A 17,628-nucleotide genomic window follows, 5' to 3' on the forward strand; every position below is an offset into this window, starting at 1 on the left:
TGCTGGAAAGTCCTCTGACGCCAGTAACGTCAGGTGGGAACCATATACGTCGGACCAGGGTCCGGGCAGGGACAGCTCCCTAGGATGATGTATCGCCTCAGGGATTTTCGCAAAAGCTCGTGCCGGGCAGTACCCGCCGCCCCTTATGTAGGAGCGCGGGCGCGCGCGCTCAAGGGATTTGCTCGACTTTCGTCGCCAGTGCCTCGATCCGGTCGGCGATCTGAAGCAGCGCGCGGTCGTTTGCCGGCTTTCGGGCCGGAGAGGGCGATGGCGCAGCGCGCAGGGCCTCAAGCTCTTTCAGTGCCGCCTGTTCGCGAACGACTGCCGCGCGCAGTTCATCACGCGCTGCTGCCTCACGGCTTTCCGCGAGCGCTACAGCGGCACGCAGCGAATCAGATTGCGGTTCCGCCTTGTCGGCCTTGCCCTTTGCCTCCTGAGCATCGTCGGCGAGCATCAGTGCGGCGAACAGCAGCTGACGAACCTCTGTGCCGCCTTGGATCCCACGCGCCTTTTCGTCGACGACGGCAGCAAGCTGGCGCAGTTGCGCCTCTTCACCGTCGGCGCAATGGACGTCATAAGGACGCCCCGCGATCATCAGTTTGACATCAGCCACGGTCGGCCTCCGCAATCAGGCGGTCGAGCTCGCCGATCACTGCGGCAACTTCGGCCTTGAGCGCCGATTGGTCGGCTACAGGCGTCGCAACGGACGATTTTAGCCGGTTCGGCTGATCGGCCAGCGCCTTTTCGATACGACTGAGCGCGCGTTCGATACGGCCGATGGCCAGACTGGATTCGTCGAGATCGAGTTCCATGTGCGATGGGTAGCAGCGGCGGGGAAGGGGTGCAATTGCCCTGTCGGTCCAAAATGCGCCGATTTTCCGTTCGCAGCGGTTGACTCCTGACCCCGGCGCCGCAAAGGGCTGTGCGCATTCAGTCGGGCCGTAGCGTCCGGCGCTTGCCCAGCCATTTCCGGGGGACCCATGACACTGCCCGAACGTCAGCTCGCCAATGCCATCCGCGCGCTTGCGATGGATGCCGTTCAGGCCGCGAACAGCGGCCACCCGGGGATGCCAATGGGCATGGCCGACGTCGCCGCGGTGCTCTATTCGGACTATCTGAAGTTCGATCCAACCGACCCGAAATGGGCTGACCGCGACCGATTCGTGCTATCGGCCGGGCATGGTTCGATGCTCGCTTATGCGACGTTGCATCTGGCGGGCTATGCGCGTCCGACGCTCGATGACATCCGCAATTTCCGCCAGCTGCACAGCCCATGCGCGGGACATCCCGAGAATTTCGAGCTGGAAGGCGTCGAGACGACGACCGGGCCGCTGGGGCAGGGGCTGGCCACCGCGGTCGGTATGGCGATTGCCGAGAGGCATCTGAACGCCATCTACGGCGACGATCTGGTCGACCATCGCACTTGGGTGGTCGCCGGCGACGGGTGCCTGATGGAAGGCATCAACCACGAAGCCATCGGTTTGGCCGGGCATTTGCAGCTCGGGCGGATGACGGTACTGTGGGACGACAACAGGATTACCATTGACGGATCGACCGACCTGTCGACGAGCGAGGACATCGCGGCGCGCTATGCGGCGACCGGCTGGCATGTCGAAAGCTGTGATGGGCATGACCCCGCCGATATCCGCCGTGCGATCGACGCCGCGCTGGCCGATCCGCGCCCGTCGCTGATCGCATGCCGCACGATCATCGGCTTTGGCGCGCCGAACAAGCAGGGCACGTCGGCGACGCACGGCGCCCCCTTGGGTGCCGACGAGATCGCGGCTGCGCGCGCCGAACTTGGCTGGACGGCCGAACCGTTCGTCATTCCGGCGGATGTTGCAGCGGCATGGGCCAAATTCGGCGAGAGAGGCAAGAAACTTCATGCCGAGTGGAATAATCGCCTTGCAAGCAACGCAAAGAAAAAGGAATTTAACGATCGGCTGAGCGGCAAAATTGTCCCCGGCGATGCCTTCAATGCCTATCTCGACGGCCTTGTCGCCGAACCGCCGAAGGTCGCGACGCGTAAGGCATCGGAAAACACGCTCGGCGCGCTAACCGCTGATATTGCGGCGCTCGTTGGCGGCAGCGCCGATTTGACGGGATCGAACAATACAAAAACGTCGTCCACCAAGCCGCTGACAAAGGACGATTATTCGGGCCGCTATATCTATTACGGCATCCGCGAATTCGGTATGGCCGCGGCGATGAACGGCATGGCCCTACATGGCGGCGTTGTTCCTTACGGTGGCACCTTTCTTGTGTTCGCCGATTATTGCCGCGCCGCGATCCGCCTGTCGGCACTTCAGCAGCAGCGCGTCGTCTATGTGATGACGCACGACAGCATCGGGCTGGGCGAGGACGGGCCGACGCACCAGCCGATCGAGCATCTGCAATCGCTGCGCGCTATGCCGAACCTGCTCGTGATGCGCCCAGCCGATGCGGTCGAAACCGCCGAATGCTGGGCGCTGGCGCTGGCACAACAGGATCGGCCGTCGCTGCTCGCGCTGACCCGTCAGAACCTGCCGCCGCTGCGTCATGACGTCACGGAAAATCTTTGTGCGAAAGGCGGTTACCGCCTGCGGGCTGCCTCAGCCGCACGCAAGGTTGTGCTGGTCGCCACGGGTTCGGAAGTGTCGCTCGCGATGGATATTGCCGACAAGCTTGAGGCCGCCGGTCATGGCGCCGACGTTGTGTCGATGGTATCGACCGAGCTGTTCGACGAACAGGATGGCGCCTATCAGGCAAACATCCTGCCGAGCGATGTGCTGACCGTCTCGATCGAGGCCGGCACGACCTTTGGCTGGGAACGCTATACCGGTCGCGACGGCCTGCGGTTCGGCATCGACAGTTTTGGCGCCTCGGCGCCGATTGATGATCTCTACGCGCATTTCGGCCTGACCGTCGACGCAATCACCCCCAAGATTTTGGCAAAGCTCGGCAACTAAGGACCGGCTGGCCCCACGCAGAAAGGAATTTTCGACATGGCTGTGAAGGTTGCAATCAACGGTTTCGGGCGCATCGGCCGCAACGTGGCGCGCGCGATTCTGGAACGTACCGACCATGATCTCGAACTGGTGTCGATCAACGACCTGGGCGATGCCAAGGCGAATGCGCGTCTTTTTCGCAATGACTCGGTTCACGGCGCCTTCAACGGCAGCGTCGAGGTCGATGGCAATGATCTGATCGTCAACGGCAAGCGCATCCAGGTGACCGCCGAGCGTGACCCCGCCGTGTTGCCGCACGCCGCCAACGGCATCGATATCGTGATGGAATGCACCGGCTTTTTCACCAACAAGGCCGGTGGCCAGAAGCATCTTGATGCCGGTGCGAAGCGCGTGCTGATCTCGGCCCCGGCCAAGGAAGTCGACCTGACCGTGGTGTTCGGCGTCAACGACGACAAAATCACCGCCGATCACCTGATCATTTCGAACGCGTCGTGCACCACCAACTGCCTCGCGCCCTTTGCCAAGGTGCTGCACGAGGCGATCGGTATCGAGCGTGGCCTGATGACCACGATCCACGCCTATACCAACGACCAGAAGATCCTCGACCAGATCCATGATGATCCGCGCCGCGCCCGTGCCGCCGCGATGTCGATGATCCCGACCTCGACCGGCGCGGCGGTTGCCGTCGGCTTGGTCTTGCCTGAACTTAAGGGCAAGCTCGACGGGTCTTCGATCCGCGTCCCTACCCCTAATGTGTCGGTCGTCGATCTGACTTTCACGCCGCTTCGTGAAACCAGTAAGGAAGAAGTCAACGCGCTGCTCAAAGCCGCGGCAGAAGGCCCGCTCAAGGGCGTGCTGGGCTACACCGACGAGCCGCTGGTTTCGATCGACTTCAATCATAATGCGGCCAGCTCGACGATCGACGCGCTCGAAACCGCGGTGATCGATGGCAAGTTGGTGCGTGTGCTGAGCTGGTACGACAATGAATGGGGTTTCTCGAACCGCATGATCGACACTGCGGGTGTGATCGCCAAATTCCTCTAAAGCCCAAAGGAAACGTCGATGACCGCGTTCAAGACCCTCGACGACATCGGTGACGTCACCGGCAAGCGCGTGCTCCTGCGCGTCGACCTGAACGTCCCGATGAACGATGGCGCGGTCGGCGACCGGACGCGGATCGAGGCAGCGATGCCGACGATCCGCGAACTGGCCGACAAGGGCGCGATTGTCCTGTTACTGGCGCATTTCGGGCGGCCCAAGGGCGCGAAGAACCCGACCCAGTCGCTCAGCCTGGTGATGGGCGGGCTCGAGGATGTGCTGGGTCATTCGGTGATGTTCATCCCCGAATGTGTCGGCGAAGGTGCGAAGGCGGGGATCGCGGTGCTTGCCGCCGGCGATGTTGCTGTGTTGGAAAATACGCGCTTTTATCCGGGCGAGGAAACAAACGATCCGGCCTTTGCCGACGCGCTGGCGGAAATCGGCGATCTTTACGTCAATGACGCCTTTTCGGCGGCGCACCGCGCCCATGGATCGACCGAGGGCATCGCGCGGCGGCTGCCAGCCTATGCTGGACGCGCGATGGAGGCCGAACTCAAGGCGCTCGACGCCGCGCTCGGCAATCCGGCGCACCCGGTCGCCGCAGTCGTCGGCGGCGCCAAGGTGTCGAGCAAGATCGACGTCCTGCGCCATCTGGTGAGCAAGGTCGATCACCTGATCATCGGCGGCGGCATGGCAAACACCTTTCTGGCGGCACGCGGTGTCGATGTGGGCAAGTCGCTATGCGAGCATGAGCTGGTCGAAACCGCCAACGCGATTTTTGACGCGGCCGATGCCTCGGGCTGTACGATCCACCTGCCGTACGACGTCGTAGTGGCAAAGGAGTTTGCGCCCAACCCCCCGACCCGCACCGTCAACGTTCACGAAGTTGCCGCCGACGAGATGATCCTCGACATCGGCCCTGCGGCGACCGAGGCGCTGGCGGATGTGCTGAAAAATTGCCGTACTTTGGTCTGGAACGGCCCGCTCGGCGCGTTCGAGACCCCGCCGTTCGACACCGCGACGGTCGCATTGGCCAAGACCGCCGCGGCGCTGACCCGCGAAGGTTCGCTGATCTCGGTTGCGGGTGGCGGAGATACTGTCGCGGCGCTCAATCACGCCGCGGTCGGAAAAGACTTTACATTTGTTTCGACCGCCGGTGGCGCCTTTCTGGAATGGATGGAAGGCAAGCCGCTGCCGGGTGTGGATGCGTTGTCCCAATGACCGCGCAGGTGGTCGGCCTTTTCGATACGCCCGTTGTGGTGGACGACTTGCCGGACGCCGCGACCATCAATGCTGCGCTGCGGCCGCTGATCCTTGCGCGCCGGGCAGCGAAACCCGGTGTGACCATGTCGAATATCGGCGGTTGGCAGTCGGAACATGACGTTGCCGAATGGGGCGGAGAATCGGTGCAGCAGCTGCTCCGGCACGTCTTTGCACTCGCGAACGCCCATTGCGTCGATATCATTTCACCTAATGTGCTGCGACACCGCTGGACGACCGATATCTGGGTCAATGTGTCGCCGCCGCAGGCGTCGAACCAGATGCACACCCATCCCGGCGCCTTTTGGTCGGCGGTTTATTATGTGGACGATGGATCGGATACGGGCGACGGCGCCATCGGCGGCGAACTGGTAATCGAAGATCCGCGAATGCCGATGGTGTTGATGACGATGCCCAATTTGCGCCTACGCAATCCGAACGGATTGGTTCACGAGCCGCAGTTGAAGATGAAGGTGCGGAGCGGGCGGATCATCATGTTCCCATCATGGTTGAGCCACGGGGTGGTGCCGCACCAAGGGATGCGCGACCGCATTTCGATCGCGATCAACCTGCTCGCCATCCCCTTGAATCCAGCCTGACAACGCGGCGAACTCCGCGCATTGCATCCCGCACGCCGCACCGCTATGCGCACCGCCACATACGTATGCAAACCATCGGAGACGTCATGACCACCGCCAATGCCGCCATGCTGGAACAGATCAAATCCGGGCAGGGTTTTATCGCCGCGCTCGACCAGAGCGGCGGATCGACGCCCAAGGCGCTGAAGGGCTATGGCATCGAAGCCGATGCTTTTTCGAATGATGAGGAAATGTTCGGCCTGATCCACGCGATGCGCAGCCGCATCGTCACCGCGCCATGCTTCAACGGTGAAAAGGTGATCGGTGCGATCCTGTTCGAGCGGACAATGGATGGTGACGCCGATGGCAAGCCGGTGCCGACAGTGCTTTGGGAGCGCGGCGTGGTGCCGTTTCTGAAGGTCGATAAGGGTCTGGAAGACGAAGTGCACGGTGTCCAGCTGATGAAGCCCAACCCCGACCTCGATGCCCTGTGCCAGCGCGCCGTGGCCAAGGGTGTGTTCGGGACCAAGATGCGTAGCGTCATCAATCTTGCCAATCCGGCTGGTGTCAATGCGATCGTCGAACAGCAGTTCGCCGAAGCCGAGCGCATCGCGGCGCATGGGCTGGTGCCGATCATCGAACCCGAGGTGAACATCAAAAGTGTCGAGCGCGATGCCGCCGACCGCCTGTTGCTGAACGAACTGCTGGCAGCGCTGGATGCGTGGGACGGCGCGCCGGTCATGCTGAAGCTTTCGCTGCCGACCGAGGCCGGGCTGTTCCAGCCGCTGGTCGACCATCCGAAGGTGCTGCGCGTCGTCGCGCTGTCGGGTGGTTTTGCCCGCCCCGAAGCTTGCGCCGAGCTGGCGAAAAACCCGGGCATCATCGCGAGCTTCAGCCGCGCGCTGCTCGAAGACCTGCGTCACCAGATGAGCGATGACGAATTCGACAAGTCGCTCGGCGGTGCGATTGACGAAATTCACGCGGCCTCTGTGGCCTAGGTAATGGGTCGCCCAAAATGAGTGGGGGATGGCAAGCCGTTGACGACTATATCGCTGCAAAATTGCTCGGCGATGATGATGTGCTTGCCACCACCCTCGCGAACAACGCCGCGCACGGCCTGCCCCCGATCGACGTGTCGGCGACGCAGGGAAAAATGCTGTTCCTGCTGGCGCAGATCGCCGGTGCCAAACGCATCCTCGAGATTGGCACCCTCGGCGGTTATTCGACGATCTGGCTGGCGCGCGCGCTGCCCGAAGATGGTCGGCTGGTAACGCTGGAACTCGAACCGCACCACGCGGCGGTGGCCCGCGTGAACCTGGAACGCGCGGGGGTGTTGGCCAAGGTTGATGGTCGGGTCGGTTCGGCCGTCGAGAGCCTTGCCGCGATGACCGACGAAGCGCCGTTCGATTTCGTCTTGATCGATGCCGACAAGCAGAACAATGCGCATTATGTGCGCGAGGCGATCCGGCTCGGGCGTGCGGGAACAACGATTGTTGTCGACAATGTGGTGCGCGAAGGCGGCGTCCTGGACGTCGAGAGCGACGACGAGCGCATCGTCGGCACCCGGGCGTTATTCGACATGCTGAGCGCTGAACCGCGGCTCGACGCGACCGCGGTGCAGACGGTCGGCGCGAAGAAGTGGGACGGATTCGTGCTGGCGCGGGTGCGCTGATTCCGCCCGCCTTCCAATTTCGTCATTGCGAGGAGCGGAAGGCGACGCGGCAATCTAGGGGCGGCGTAAGGCCGCTCTGGATTGCTTCGCTTCGCTCGCAATGACAAGAGCCTTTAGAGCCCTCCCGCGAAACGGAACGCAAAGCGATAATCCTCCGGTTTCAGCTCGACGTTAGTCACCTTGTCGGGCCGCACCGATTCCAGCGTGATGCTGCCGTCGGCCAGCGGCGTCGATTCGCCCAGCGTCACTTCAACCGGCTGCTTGTCGCCGTTGCTGCGAATCCACAGCATCTTCACGCGCACTCTGCCCGCCCACACGCAGCGCGCGTTCATTGGGCAGCGGCTGTCCTCGAGCACCGCGACCGGCTGGATGATCGGGCCATCGGCGTAGGCTTTCTGGCCGAGCGCGACGTTGCTGGCGTCAGCGAGCGGTGCTCCCCCGGATGTCGTGGCACACGCCGACGCGGCAAACGCTGCGAGGATGATCGGGGCGGCGAGGCGGGTCATGTTCTGCATTTGCGGGTTGATGAACGCGTCGCTATGAACCCGCCATGACCCGTATCCCATGCCAGCTTTACCTCATCTCACCGCTCGACGTCGGCGGCGATTTTCCTGCCCGGTTGACTGCGGCGCTCGGCGCAGGACCGGTCGCGGCGTTCCAGTTTCGCGTCAAAGGGCTGGAGCAGCACGAAGCAGCGCGGTTGGCCGCGCCGTTGCAAGCGATCTGCGCCGCGCGCGACGTCGCGTTTATCGTCAACGACGATGTCGCGCTGGCAAAACGGCTGGGCGCCGACGGGGTGCATCTGGGGCAGGGCGACGGCGATCCCCGCGAAGCGCGGCGCGAGCTTGGCCCCAGTGCCCAGATTGGGGTCACCTGTCACGCCAGCCGCCATATGGCGATGGAAGCGGGCGAGGCGGGGGCGGACTATGTCGCGTTTGGAGCTTTTTATCCGACGACCACCAAGGCGGTCGAGCATCAGGCCGAGCCCGAAATCCTGACCTGGTGGCAGGGCATGTTCGAGCTGCCGTGCGTCGCGATCGGTGGGATCACTGTAGACAATGCGCGCGGCTTGGTCGATGTGGGGGCCGATTTTCTGGCGGTATCGGGCGGAGTATGGGCGTATCCCGATGGCCCCGCGGCGGCGGTGCAGGCGTTTAACGATCTGCTGAAAGATCAGCCCGAGGGATAGTCGCGCCCCGGCTTTTTGGGCAGTTCAGAGGACGCAGTGGGCAGCGCAGCATCCTTGCGCCAGCCAAACAGGCCGGCGCAAGGCGCTGGGCGGCGCGACGGTACGGCGCCGCTACCGCGTGGTCGGGGTGTTACATCGGAAAGATCGATACTCATCATGCTGCCGATATGCCGGGAACAAATGCCTCCATATTGGATCGATACGTCAAATCGGTTTCGGTTCGTCGCTTCTGGCGCTTCGGTCCAATCGGCTTGCCCTTCGGCGCCCGCGCCGCTAAAGGCGCGCACCTGATACCGACGCCGTGCGCGGCGCCGGTTTGCTCTTTCCATCCTTGTCTAGTGAGTGTGCGCGATGAAAATCACCGGCGTTGAAATCCGTCCCGGCAACATTATCGAATTTGAAAAGGGGATCTGGAAGGTCACCAAGATCCAGCACACCCAGCCGGGCAAGGGCGGCGCCTATATGCAGGTCGAAGCCAAGAATCTGATCGACGGGCGTAAGCTCAACAACCGGTTTCGCAGCGCCGACACGGTCGAAAAGGTCCGCCTCGACACCAAGGACTTCCAGTTTCTTTACGCCGAGGGCGAGGATCTGGTGTTCATGGACAAGGACACATTCGAGCAGATCAACATCTCGAAGGACGTCGTTGGCGACGCCCACGAGTTCCTGCAAGACGGCATGGATGTCGTGCTCGAGTTGTGGGAAGAGCGCCCGATTTCGGTCGAGCTGCCCGAAACGATCGAAGCGACGATCGTTGAGGCCGATGCGGTGGTAAAGGGGCAGACGGCATCGTCGTCGTACAAGCCCGCAATCCTCGACAATGGCGTACGCGTAATGGTGCCGCCGCACATCACCAGTGGCACCAAGATCGTCGTCCATGTGTACGACCGCGAATATGTCCGGCGTGCGGACTGATTGAGCTCCCCTCCCGCTTGCGGGAGGGGCTAGGGGTGGGCGCGAGCGCAGCAAGCTCCTTCCATCTCAGAAGAACCCACCCCCGACCCCTCCCGCAAGCGGGAGGGGGGAGATAGAAATATGGCCATATCCGGCATCATCACCGTCATGGAACGCGCCGCGCGCAAGGCGGGGACCAAGCTGCGCCGCGATTTCGGCGAGATCGAACATCTGCAGGTGTCGCAAAAGGGGCCGGCCGATTTCGTGTCGAAGGCCGATCAGGCCGCCGAACGCACGCTGTACGACGAACTTGGCCGCGATCGTCCGGGCTGGGGCTTTGTGCTCGAAGAGGGCGGGATCATTGAGGGCGAGCCGGGCAAGCCGCGCTTCATCATCGATCCGCTCGACGGCACCTCGAACTTCCTCCACGCCATTCCGCATTTCGCGATTTCGATCGCGGTGCAGGAACCCAAGATTGGCGGCGGCTGGGGCGACATCACCTCGTGCCTGATCTATCAGCCGGTCACCGACGAAAGCTATTGGGCCGAACGCGGCCGCGGCGCGTGGCTGCACGACCGCCGCCTGCGCGTGGCGTCGCGCCGTAATCTGAACGAATGTCTGATTTCGACCGGCATCCCGTTCATGGGCCATGGCAATATGCCGCAGTGGAGCCGCATTTTCGGTGCGGTCGCCCCCGAGGTCGCGGGCATCCGGCGCTTCGGTGCCGCCAGCCTCGACCTCGCCTGGGTTGCGGCGGGCCGCTACGACGGCTTCTGGGAAAGCGACCTCAAGATCTGGGACGTGGCAGCGGGCATGTTGCTGGTGCGCGAGGCTGGCGGTTTCGTCAGCGACTTCCGCGGCGGTGACCGCGCGATCGAACGCAGCGAGTTTATCGCGGGCAGCGCCGCGGTGCATTCGAAGCTGCAAAAACTGGTCGCAGGCGCGCTAAGGAACGCTTGATTCCGCGGGTGTTTTGGGTCGCGTCCGGTCGATGACGAATTTTCGATAGTCCTCCATCAGATTGGCCCAGATGTTCAGGCTGAGGCCGACATTCGGCCGCGGAATGCCGCTCGCCCCAAGATTGACATCCATCTCAAGCACCGGGTCGCCTTCTCGATCGCGATAGGCGCGGGCATATCTTTTGGTGCGATTCCATTCGTTCAAGCTTTCGAGCGACATGGATTTTGCGTCGCTAAAGGCCAGGAAATACTGCACCGACTGGCATTGTTTGGTCTGAACGCAATTCAGGAAAAACATTCGAAACTTCAGGTCACCATTGTCGATCTGAATATATGGCGCCGCACCGTCGGGCGTCACGATGGTGGCCTCCCAACCTCTTGATTCCAGAATAGCCTTGAAAAGTTGCGGGTCGCTGGCCGTGACCAGTTCGGCCTGCGCCGGGGTTGCGGCCAGCAAAGCTGCCAAAACCGCCGTCCATTTCATCATCGCTTCTCGGTCCTGCTGTGGAGCGTCAGGCGAACACGCCCATGGCCAAAAGCTATCCAATCACGATGAGACGTACCAGATTCGACGGTGCACCGGGTGCATCGCCGCTTAGGATCAGGGCCCCTGGCGTCGGCAATGATGGTGGATCTGTGTGGTCAGACACTGGTCTGCCGCGCAACGTCGCAAAACGGCGGGACCAGTGCGCCGCGAGCAGCGGCTATTTGCCGAAAACATACTCCCGGAACGAGTCCATCAGCGACGCCCAGGTGTTGAAGCTTTCACCGACATTTTCTCGCGGGATGCCCGCAAAGTCGAGATCGACGTCCATTTCCAGGACCGGATCACCCTCATCATCCTTGTAGGCGCGGGCGAAGCGCTTATCCTTGTTCCAGCTGTTGAGCTTTTCGAGTGAGATGTCCTTTGCGTCACTGAACCCCATGTAGAATTGCAGGGTCTTGCAATTCTTCTCGTCGTCGTCGCAATTCATGAACAGCACGAGGAATTTCAGCCCGTTGCGGCTGCTTTCGATATAGGGGTTTTCGTCGGGCTTGGTGATCAGCGTGGCCGGCCAGCCCTGCGACTCGACGATCGCCTTGATCGTCTCCGGATTTTTGGCGCTGACCAGCTCGGCGTGCGCCGGACTCGCGGCCATCGTCGCGGTGGTTGCGGCAAGGGTTAGCGCTGCGCCGAACAAACTGTTTTTCATGACGGTCCTCCCTGTCGAACTGTGCGATCCAGACGCGGCAATTCGACCCCCTTTGTCGCGGCGTATCACAGCGATAGGGGCTGTCACCAGCGCACTTTGTGCTTTTGGTCACTTGGGCAGCGAAAATCATGCCCGCAGTGCTTGCGACGGGCGGCAGGCTGGCCTAAAGCGCCCGCATAAACGGGTGGCAAACACCTCAAAACAAGACTGCGAGCTCCCATGGTCGATCTGACGCAATATCTGCCGATTCTGATATTCCTGGTCATTGCGGTCGGGTTGTCGTCGGCGTTCGTGTTCCTGCCGATGGGCGTCGCGCGCCTGACCGGCGCGCACAAACCCGACCCGGCCAAGCTGACCGAATATGAATGCGGTTTCCCGGCGTTCGAGGATGCGCGCAGCCAGTTCGACGTGCGCTTCTATCTCGTCGCGATCCTGTTCATCATCTTCGACCTCGAAGCCGCATTCCTGTTTCCTTGGGCGGTCAGCCTAGGGGAAATCGGCTGGGCCGGTTGGGCCACCATGATGATATTCCTCGCCGAGCTCGCGATCGGCCTTGTTTATGCATGGAAGAAAGGGGCGTTGGACTGGGAATGAGCAGCTCGATCATCCTGCCGCCCGGCCAGATGCCGGTTGCAAGCCCTGTCGCTCCGGGGACGAACCCCGACATGGCGTTTTTCGACGACCTCAACAGCGAGGTCGGCGACAAGGGCTTTCTCGTCACCTCGACCGAGGATCTGTTCAACTGGGCGCGCACCGGCTCGCTGTGGTGGATGACCTTTGGCCTCGCGTGCTGCGCGGTCGAGATGATCCACGTCAACATGCCGCGTTACGACATGGAACGCTTCGGCGCCGCGCCGCGCGCGTCGCCGCGGCAGAGTGACGTGATGATCGTCGCGGGCACGCTGTGCAACAAGATGGCCCCGGCACTGCGCCGCGTGTACGACCAGATGTCGAACCCCAAATATGTCATTTCGATGGGCAGCTGCGCCAATGGCGGCGGCTATTACCACTACAGCTATTCGGTGGTGCGCGGTTGCGACCGCATCGTGCCCGTGGACATCTATGTCCCCGGTTGCCCGCCGACCGCCGAGGCGCTGCTTTACGGCGTGATGCAGTTGCAGCGGAAGATCCGCCGCGTCGGGACGATTGAACGCTGATGGCCCACGCCGCTCCCCTGATTGCGCCGCGCGCGACGCTGGCGGCCGAGCTGAAGCAGCTGCTCGGCGCCGATCTGCTCGCGCATGATTTCGCTGCCGACGAAGACAGCATCACTGTCGATCGCACTGCGATTGCCGCTGTGATGATCGCGCTGCGCGATAATCTGGAATATCAGCAGCTGATGGAGATCGCCGGGGTCGACTACCCCGACCGCGCCGAGCGGTTCGAGGTCGTCTATCACCTGCTCAGCGTGACGCGGAACCATCGCCTGCGCGTTCGGGTGTCGACCGACGAGGCGACCCCGGTGCCGAGCATCGTGCCGGTATGGCCCGTGGCGGGCTGGCTCGAGCGCGAAGTGTTCGACATGTACGGGGTGCTGTTCGCGGGCAATCCCGACCTGCGCCGCATCCTGACAGACTATGGGTTCCAGGGGCATCCGCAGCGCAAGGACTTCCCGCTGACCGGCTATATCGAGCTGCGTTACAGCGAAGAAGACAAGCGCGTCGTCTATGAGCCGGTGAAGCTGACGCAGGATTTCCGCAACTTCGACTTCCTGTCACCTTGGGAAGGCGCCGATTATGTGCTGCCGGGGGACGAGAAGGCTGGCGGCACCGGCGAGGCGCCGGGCAAGGGCGCGCCGACGCCGATGACTGCGAAGGAAGTGAAGGCGTCCGACGACAAGGCGAAGGCTTCGCCGCCGCCGACCCCGAAGACGACCGACAGCCCCGCGCAGACGGGCGCAGGCGCCAAGGCCAACAAGGCCGCGTCGAAGACCAGCCGCGACGGTGCGAAATCCAAGGTCGCGACCAAAGAAGCGAAAACGCCCGCGACGACCAAGGCCGAAAAGGCGCCCGCGAAGCCGCGCGCGCCGCGCAAGCCCAAGACGGGAGGTGACGCATGACCGACACCCCGACGATCCGCCACCACGGCGGCGATATGTTCGAAGGCTATCCGGTCGACACCGCGAATACCGCGGGCGATCAGGCCGTCACCAACTACACGATCAACTTCGGCCCGCAGCATCCCGCGGCGCACGGTGTGCTGCGCCTCGTGCTCGAACTCGATGGCGAGATCATCGAGCGCGTCGATCCGCACGTCGGGCTGCTGCACCGCGGCACCGAAAAGCTGATCGAATATAAGACCTATCTCCAGGCGTTGCCCTATTTCGACCGGCTCGATTATTGCTCGCCGCTGGGGATGGAGCACAGCTATGTGCTCGCGATCGAGAAATTGCTCGACCTCGAAGTCCCGGCGCGCGCGCAATATCTGCGCACGATGTTCGCCGAGTTGACGCGCATCTGCAATCATATGCTCAACATCGGCAGCCACGTCATGGACGTCGGCGCGATGACCCCGAACCTGTGGGTGTTCGAGCTGCGCGAGGATTGCCTCAACTTCTTCGAGCGCGCGAGCGGAGCGCGGATGCACTCGGCGTATTTCCGCCCGGGCGGCGTCCACCAGGATGTTCCCGAAAAGCTGCTCGTCGACATCGGCGAATGGGTCGAAACGCGGCTGCCGAAGCTGTTTGGCGACGCGATGAGCCTGGTCATCGACAACCGCATCTTCAAACAGCGCAACGTCGACATTGCGACGGTGAGCAAGGAAGACGCGCTGGCGTGGGGTTTCTCGGGCCCGATGATCCGTGGCAGCGGCATCGCGTGGGATTTGCGCAAGTCGCAGCCTTATGATGCCTATGCGAAGATGGAATTCGACATCCCTGTCGGCACGCGCGGCGATTGCTACGACCGCTTCATGGTGCGCGTCGAGGAAGTCTATCAGTCGGCAAAGATCATCAAGCAGTGCCTGCGCGACATGCCCACCGGCCCGATCGCCAGCCTCGACCGCAAGGTCGTGCCGCCGAAGCGTGGCGAGATGAAGCAGTCGATGGAATCGCTGATCCATCACTTCAAGCTCTATACCGAAGGCTTCCACGTTCCGGCGGGCGAAGTCTATGTCGCGACCGAAAGCCCGAAGGGCGAATTCGGCGTCTATCTGGTCAGCGACGGCACCAACAAGCCGTACCGTTGCAAGATCCGCCCGACGGCCTTTTCGCACCTGCAGGCGATGGACATGATGTCGAAGGGCCACATGCTTGCGGATACGACAGCAATCATCGGCGCGATCGACGTGGTGTTCGGGGAGTGTGATCGATAATGCTGCGCGAACTCGCCATTCTTGTCTTGGTACTCGCAGGCTTTGCTTCCGCCGTGGCGGCCTATCTGGCAGCGTTTCACGGCGAGGTAACTATCAAGGAGGTCGTCTCGACCGCATTTGCCGCGACGCTCGGCATGTATGTCGGGCGATATATTGAACGAGGTCTGGCCCGTGGCTGACGCACCCCAAATCCCCGACGAAGCCGAAACCCGCGCGCGCTGGGGCGCTTTTGCGTGGACGGCGGAAAATGCCGAGAAGGCGAAGGCCGTCATCGCGCGCTATCCCGCGGGGCGCCAGCGTTCGGCGGTGATGCCGCTGCTCGACCTCGCGCAGCGCCAGGTCGGCGCCGAGACGCAGACGCAGGGCTGGCTGCCCGTGCCGGTGATCGAATTTGTCGCGGCGCAGCTCGATATGCCGTTCATGCGCGCCTATGAGGTCGCGTCGTTCTACACGATGTACAATCTGGCGCCGGTCGGCCGTTATCATGTGCAGGTGTGCGGGACGACGCCGTGCCTGCTGCGCGGATCGGACGATGTGATGGCCGCGTGCAAGAACCGCGGGATGGTGAAGGGCAAGACGACTCCCGACGGCCTGTTCACACTGACCGAGGTCGAGTGCATGGGAACCTGCACCAACGCGCCGATGGTGCAGATCAACGACGATAATTACGAAGATCTGGATTTCGACCGCATGGCCGCGATCCTCGATGCGCTCGCCGCGGGCGAGACGCCGAAAGCGGGGACGCAGATCGCCGGGCGCCACACGAGCGAGCCCGAAGGCGGGCCGACGACGCTGAAAGAAATGGTGTCGTCGAACCATGATTACCGGAAGGATTGGGGGGCATGACCTACGCTTCATTCCTTCGTCATGCCGGACTTGATCCGGCATCCATGACCACGTGCGTCGCTTGGACCCCGGATCAAGTCCGGGGTGACGATGTAGGGGAAGGCGCATGAGCCTCCACGACAAAGATCGCATCTTCACCAACATCTATGGCTTCCAGCCGTGGAACCTGAAATCGGCGCAGGCGCGCGGGGATTGGGACAAGACCAAGGATCTGATGAAGCGCGGCCAGGACGCGATCATCGAGGAGATCAAGGCGTCGGGCCTGCGCGGCCGCGGCGGCGCGGGCTTTCCGACGGGCCTGAAATGGTCGTTCATGCCAAAGGAGCCGCGCGTCGACCGCCCGAGCTTCCTCGTCATCAACGCGGACGAGTCCGAGCCGGGTTCATGCAAGGACCGCGAAATCATCCGCCACGATCCGCACAAGCTGATCGAAGGCGCGCTGATCGCCGGCTTTGCGATGCGCGCACGCGCCGCGTACATCTACATCCGCGGCGAGTTTATCCGCGAGGCGGAGACGCTCTTCGCCGCGGTGCAGGAAGCGTATGACGCCGGGCTGCTCGGCAAGAATGCCGCGAAATCGGGTTATGATTTCGACGTCTTCGTCCACCGCGGCGCCGGCGCCTATATCTGCGGCGAAGAAACCGCGATGATCGAGAGCCTTGAGGGCAAAAAGGGCCAGCCGCGCCTGAAACCGCCGTTTCCGGCGGGAGCGGGCCTCTATGGCTGCCCGACGACGGTCAACAATGTCGAGAGCATCGCGGTCGTCCCGACGATCCTGCGCCGCGGCGCGCCGTGGTTCTCGTCCTTTGGGCGCGAGAACAACAAGGGCACCAAGCTTTTCCAAATCAGCGGCCATGTGAACACGCCATGCGTCGTCGAGGAAGAGATGAGCATCCCGTTCCGCGAGTTGATCGACAAGCATTGCGGCGGCATCCGCGGCGGCTGGGACAATCTGCTCGCGGTGATCCCCGGCGGTTCGTCGGTGCCGCTGGTCCCGGCAGCCGAAATCATGGACTGCCCGATGGATTTCGACGGGCTGAAAGCGGTCGGATCAGGCCTCGGGACCGCGGCCGCGATCGTGATGGATAAATCGACCGACGTCGTCCAGGCGATCAGCCGCATCAGCTATTTCTACAAGCATGAAAGCTGCGGCCAGTGCACCCCGTGCCGCGAAGGCACCGGCTGGATGTGGCGCGTAATGGAACGGCTGCGCACCGGCGACGCCGACATCAGCGAAATCGATACGCTCTACGACGTGACCAAGCAGGTCGAAGGCCACACCATCTGCGCCCTTGGCGATGCGGCGGCGTGGCCGATCCAGGGGTTGATCAAGCATTTCCGGCCCGAACTGGAGCGGCGTATCCGTGACAATGGCGGCGTGTTGGAGGCGGCGGAGTGAGTGACGCCGAGATCAAGAGCCTCGTGCTGCTTGCCTTCGTGCTGATGCTCGCATTCGGCGTGCGCGTCCTTTGGGGCAAGCGCGGGTTGCGGCCGTCGGCCAAAAATGGCTGGCGGAAAGCCGACAGCTCGAATTCGGGTCGTTTTTTTGATGACCAAGGCGCCGGCGGCGACCCGACGGCGGACGGAGCAGATTGATGCCTAAAGTCACCGTAGATGGCGTCGAAATCGATGTCCTGCAGGGTGCCACCTCCCTGCAGGCGTGCGAGCTGGAGCGGCGTATTAGCGATAACGGCGGCGTATTAGAGGCGGCGGAGTGATGCAGCACTCCTGCCTCTTGG

23 protein-coding genes are annotated in these 17,628 nt (G+C 62.7%); 18 read left to right on the forward strand and 5 right to left on the reverse strand.

The window, feature by feature from the left end; translation table 11 throughout:
* Positions 1-169: 169 nt before the first annotated feature.
* Both VGN68_RS00485 and VGN68_RS00490 read right to left on the reverse strand, forming a co-directional pair.
* Entirely contained in the window at positions 170-613 is a 444-nt protein-coding gene (locus VGN68_RS00485; protein WP_327472814.1) for a cell division protein ZapA, read from the reverse strand.
* Positions 606-812: a hypothetical protein gene (locus tag VGN68_RS00490; RefSeq protein ID WP_327472816.1), complete on the reverse strand. Its 207-nt coding sequence runs from the start codon at positions 810-812 to the stop codon at positions 606-608. Before VGN68_RS00490 ends, VGN68_RS00485 begins: the two co-directional genes overlap by 8 nt.
* Before the next feature lie 168 nt (positions 813-980).
* Here VGN68_RS00490 and tkt point away from each other — a divergent pair, with 168 nt between their 5' ends.
* The 6 genes from tkt to VGN68_RS00520 all read left to right on the forward strand — a co-directional run bounded on the left by tkt (position 981) and on the right by VGN68_RS00520 (position 7,496).
* Positions 981-2,948, forward strand: coding sequence for a transketolase (gene tkt / locus VGN68_RS00495; protein ID WP_327472818.1), 1,968 nt, complete (start codon positions 981-983; stop codon positions 2,946-2,948).
* 36 nt (positions 2,949-2,984) lie between these two features.
* Positions 2,985-3,992, forward strand: a complete 1,008-nt coding sequence (gene gap, locus VGN68_RS00500) for a type I glyceraldehyde-3-phosphate dehydrogenase (protein WP_327472820.1) — start codon at positions 2,985-2,987, stop codon at positions 3,990-3,992.
* A gap of 18 nt (positions 3,993-4,010) precedes the next feature.
* Positions 4,011-5,207 (forward strand): phosphoglycerate kinase, encoded by a 1,197-nt coding sequence (locus VGN68_RS00505; protein ID WP_327472822.1) that lies wholly within the window; start codon positions 4,011-4,013, stop codon positions 5,205-5,207.
* Positions 5,204-5,845 carry a TIGR02466 family protein gene (locus tag VGN68_RS00510; RefSeq protein WP_327472825.1) on the forward strand — a complete coding sequence of 214 codons (642 nt, stop codon included), beginning with the start codon at positions 5,204-5,206 and terminating at the stop codon, positions 5,843-5,845. The genes VGN68_RS00505 and VGN68_RS00510 overlap by 4 nt, the downstream gene beginning before the upstream one ends.
* An 86-nt stretch (positions 5,846-5,931) precedes the next feature.
* Positions 5,932-6,822, forward strand: coding sequence for a fructose bisphosphate aldolase (locus VGN68_RS00515; RefSeq protein WP_414712992.1), 891 nt, complete (start codon positions 5,932-5,934; stop codon positions 6,820-6,822).
* Between the two features lie 17 nt (positions 6,823-6,839).
* On the forward strand, positions 6,840-7,496 hold the full coding sequence (locus VGN68_RS00520) for an O-methyltransferase (protein WP_327472827.1): 657 nt from the start codon (positions 6,840-6,842) through the stop codon (positions 7,494-7,496).
* Positions 7,497-7,609: 113 nt separating this feature from the next.
* On the opposite strand, the gene VGN68_RS00525 is transcribed toward VGN68_RS00520, so the two are convergent.
* A complete protein-coding gene (locus tag VGN68_RS00525) occupies positions 7,610-8,011 on the reverse strand; it encodes a hypothetical protein (protein WP_327472829.1) in 402 nt (133 codons plus the stop codon).
* A 35-nt stretch (positions 8,012-8,046) separates the two neighbouring features.
* On the opposite strand from VGN68_RS00525, the gene thiE reads away from it, so the two are divergent.
* From thiE to VGN68_RS00540, 3 genes are all read left to right on the forward strand, one after another.
* Positions 8,047-8,685: a thiamine phosphate synthase gene (gene thiE, locus VGN68_RS00530; protein WP_327472831.1), complete on the forward strand. Its 639-nt coding sequence runs from the start codon at positions 8,047-8,049 to the stop codon at positions 8,683-8,685.
* 351 nt (positions 8,686-9,036) lie between these two features.
* A complete protein-coding gene (efp, locus tag VGN68_RS00535; protein ID WP_327472836.1) occupies positions 9,037-9,600 on the forward strand; it encodes an elongation factor P in 564 nt (187 codons plus the stop codon).
* 120 nt (positions 9,601-9,720) lie between these two features.
* On the forward strand, positions 9,721-10,539 hold the full coding sequence (locus VGN68_RS00540; protein WP_293697109.1) for an inositol monophosphatase family protein: 819 nt from the start codon (positions 9,721-9,723) through the stop codon (positions 10,537-10,539).
* Here the strand turns inward: VGN68_RS00540 and VGN68_RS00545 are convergent.
* Both VGN68_RS00545 and VGN68_RS00550 read right to left on the reverse strand, forming a co-directional pair.
* Positions 10,525-11,025 carry a YbjN domain-containing protein gene (locus VGN68_RS00545; protein WP_327472841.1) on the reverse strand — a complete coding sequence of 167 codons (501 nt, stop codon included), beginning with the start codon at positions 11,023-11,025 and terminating at the stop codon, positions 10,525-10,527. The two genes, VGN68_RS00540 and VGN68_RS00545, sit on opposite strands and share 15 nt — an antisense overlap.
* 217 nt (positions 11,026-11,242) lie before the next feature.
* Positions 11,243-11,731 carry a YbjN domain-containing protein gene (locus tag VGN68_RS00550; RefSeq protein WP_327472843.1) on the reverse strand — a complete coding sequence of 163 codons (489 nt, stop codon included), beginning with the start codon at positions 11,729-11,731 and terminating at the stop codon, positions 11,243-11,245.
* Between the two features lie 219 nt (positions 11,732-11,950).
* On the opposite strand from VGN68_RS00550, the gene VGN68_RS00555 reads away from it, so the two are divergent.
* The 9 genes from VGN68_RS00555 (at position 11,951) to VGN68_RS00595 (ending at position 17,607) form a co-directional block, all read left to right on the forward strand.
* Complete coding sequence (locus VGN68_RS00555) at positions 11,951-12,325, forward strand: NADH-quinone oxidoreductase subunit A (protein WP_327472845.1); 375 nt, start codon at positions 11,951-11,953, stop codon at positions 12,323-12,325.
* Positions 12,326-12,354: 29 nt separating this feature from the next.
* On the forward strand, positions 12,355-12,888 hold the full coding sequence (locus tag VGN68_RS00560; protein ID WP_293697505.1) for a NuoB/complex I 20 kDa subunit family protein: 534 nt from the start codon (positions 12,355-12,357) through the stop codon (positions 12,886-12,888).
* A complete protein-coding gene (locus VGN68_RS00565) occupies positions 12,888-13,790 on the forward strand; it encodes an NADH-quinone oxidoreductase subunit C (RefSeq protein WP_327472847.1) in 903 nt (300 codons plus the stop codon). The genes VGN68_RS00560 and VGN68_RS00565 overlap by 1 nt, the downstream gene beginning before the upstream one ends.
* A gap of 35 nt (positions 13,791-13,825) precedes the next feature.
* Positions 13,826-15,043, forward strand: a complete 1,218-nt coding sequence (locus VGN68_RS00570) for an NADH-quinone oxidoreductase subunit D (RefSeq protein ID WP_293697503.1) — start codon at positions 13,826-13,828, stop codon at positions 15,041-15,043.
* Positions 15,043-15,222 carry a hypothetical protein gene (locus tag VGN68_RS00575; RefSeq protein ID WP_120216137.1) on the forward strand — a complete coding sequence of 60 codons (180 nt, stop codon included), beginning with the start codon at positions 15,043-15,045 and terminating at the stop codon, positions 15,220-15,222. The genes VGN68_RS00570 and VGN68_RS00575 overlap by 1 nt, the downstream gene beginning before the upstream one ends.
* Entirely contained in the window at positions 15,215-15,889 is a 675-nt protein-coding gene (locus tag VGN68_RS00580; RefSeq protein ID WP_327472852.1) for an NAD(P)H-dependent oxidoreductase subunit E, read from the forward strand. Before VGN68_RS00575 ends, VGN68_RS00580 begins: the two co-directional genes overlap by 8 nt.
* Positions 15,890-15,995: 106 nt before the next feature.
* Positions 15,996-17,288, forward strand: a complete 1,293-nt coding sequence (gene nuoF / locus VGN68_RS00585) for an NADH-quinone oxidoreductase subunit NuoF (protein ID WP_327472854.1) — start codon at positions 15,996-15,998, stop codon at positions 17,286-17,288.
* Entirely contained in the window at positions 17,285-17,485 is a 201-nt protein-coding gene (locus VGN68_RS00590) for a hypothetical protein (protein ID WP_293697081.1), read from the forward strand. The genes nuoF and VGN68_RS00590 overlap by 4 nt, the downstream gene beginning before the upstream one ends.
* Positions 17,485-17,607 carry a hypothetical protein gene (locus tag VGN68_RS00595; protein WP_327472857.1) on the forward strand — a complete coding sequence of 41 codons (123 nt, stop codon included), beginning with the start codon at positions 17,485-17,487 and terminating at the stop codon, positions 17,605-17,607. Before VGN68_RS00590 ends, VGN68_RS00595 begins: the two co-directional genes overlap by 1 nt.
* Positions 17,608-17,628: the final 21 nt, after the last annotated feature.

It is taken from the genome of Sphingopyxis sp. (genome assembly GCF_035998965.1).
GTDB lineage: Bacteria > Pseudomonadota > Alphaproteobacteria > Sphingomonadales > Sphingomonadaceae > Sphingopyxis.

Bases quoted from the DNA above. Each gene is read 5' to 3' on its own strand.
- VGN68_RS00490 (WP_327472816.1), bottom strand. From the start codon at position 812: ATGGAACTCGATCTCGACGAATCCAGTCTGGCCATCGGCCGTATCGAA.
- tkt (WP_327472818.1), top strand. From the start codon at position 981: ATGACACTGCCCGAACGTCAGCTCGCCAATGCCATCCGCGCGCTTGCG.
- gap (WP_327472820.1), top strand. From the start codon at position 2,985: ATGGCTGTGAAGGTTGCAATCAACGGTTTCGGGCGCATCGGCCGCAAC.
- VGN68_RS00505 (WP_327472822.1), top strand. From the start codon at position 4,011: ATGACCGCGTTCAAGACCCTCGACGACATCGGTGACGTCACCGGCAAG.
- VGN68_RS00510 (WP_327472825.1), top strand. From the start codon at position 5,204: ATGACCGCGCAGGTGGTCGGCCTTTTCGATACGCCCGTTGTGGTGGAC.
- VGN68_RS00515 (WP_414712992.1), top strand. From the start codon at position 5,932: ATGACCACCGCCAATGCCGCCATGCTGGAACAGATCAAATCCGGGCAG.
- VGN68_RS00520 (WP_327472827.1), top strand. From the start codon at position 6,840: ATGAGTGGGGGATGGCAAGCCGTTGACGACTATATCGCTGCAAAATTG.
- VGN68_RS00525 (WP_327472829.1), bottom strand. From the start codon at position 8,011: ATGCAGAACATGACCCGCCTCGCCGCCCCGATCATCCTCGCAGCGTTT.
- thiE (WP_327472831.1), top strand. From the start codon at position 8,047: ATGACCCGTATCCCATGCCAGCTTTACCTCATCTCACCGCTCGACGTC.
- efp (WP_327472836.1), top strand. From the start codon at position 9,037: ATGAAAATCACCGGCGTTGAAATCCGTCCCGGCAACATTATCGAATTT.
- VGN68_RS00540 (WP_293697109.1), top strand. From the start codon at position 9,721: ATGGCCATATCCGGCATCATCACCGTCATGGAACGCGCCGCGCGCAAG.
- VGN68_RS00545 (WP_327472841.1), bottom strand. From the start codon at position 11,025: ATGATGAAATGGACGGCGGTTTTGGCAGCTTTGCTGGCCGCAACCCCG.
- VGN68_RS00550 (WP_327472843.1), bottom strand. From the start codon at position 11,731: ATGAAAAACAGTTTGTTCGGCGCAGCGCTAACCCTTGCCGCAACCACC.
- VGN68_RS00555 (WP_327472845.1), top strand. From the start codon at position 11,951: ATGGTCGATCTGACGCAATATCTGCCGATTCTGATATTCCTGGTCATT.
- VGN68_RS00560 (WP_293697505.1), top strand. From the start codon at position 12,355: ATGCCGGTTGCAAGCCCTGTCGCTCCGGGGACGAACCCCGACATGGCG.
- VGN68_RS00565 (WP_327472847.1), top strand. From the start codon at position 12,888: ATGGCCCACGCCGCTCCCCTGATTGCGCCGCGCGCGACGCTGGCGGCC.
- VGN68_RS00570 (WP_293697503.1), top strand. From the start codon at position 13,826: ATGTTCGAAGGCTATCCGGTCGACACCGCGAATACCGCGGGCGATCAG.
- VGN68_RS00575 (WP_120216137.1), top strand. From the start codon at position 15,043: ATGCTGCGCGAACTCGCCATTCTTGTCTTGGTACTCGCAGGCTTTGCT.
- nuoF (WP_327472854.1), top strand. From the start codon at position 15,996: ATGAGCCTCCACGACAAAGATCGCATCTTCACCAACATCTATGGCTTC.
- VGN68_RS00595 (WP_327472857.1), top strand. From the start codon at position 17,485: ATGCCTAAAGTCACCGTAGATGGCGTCGAAATCGATGTCCTGCAGGGT.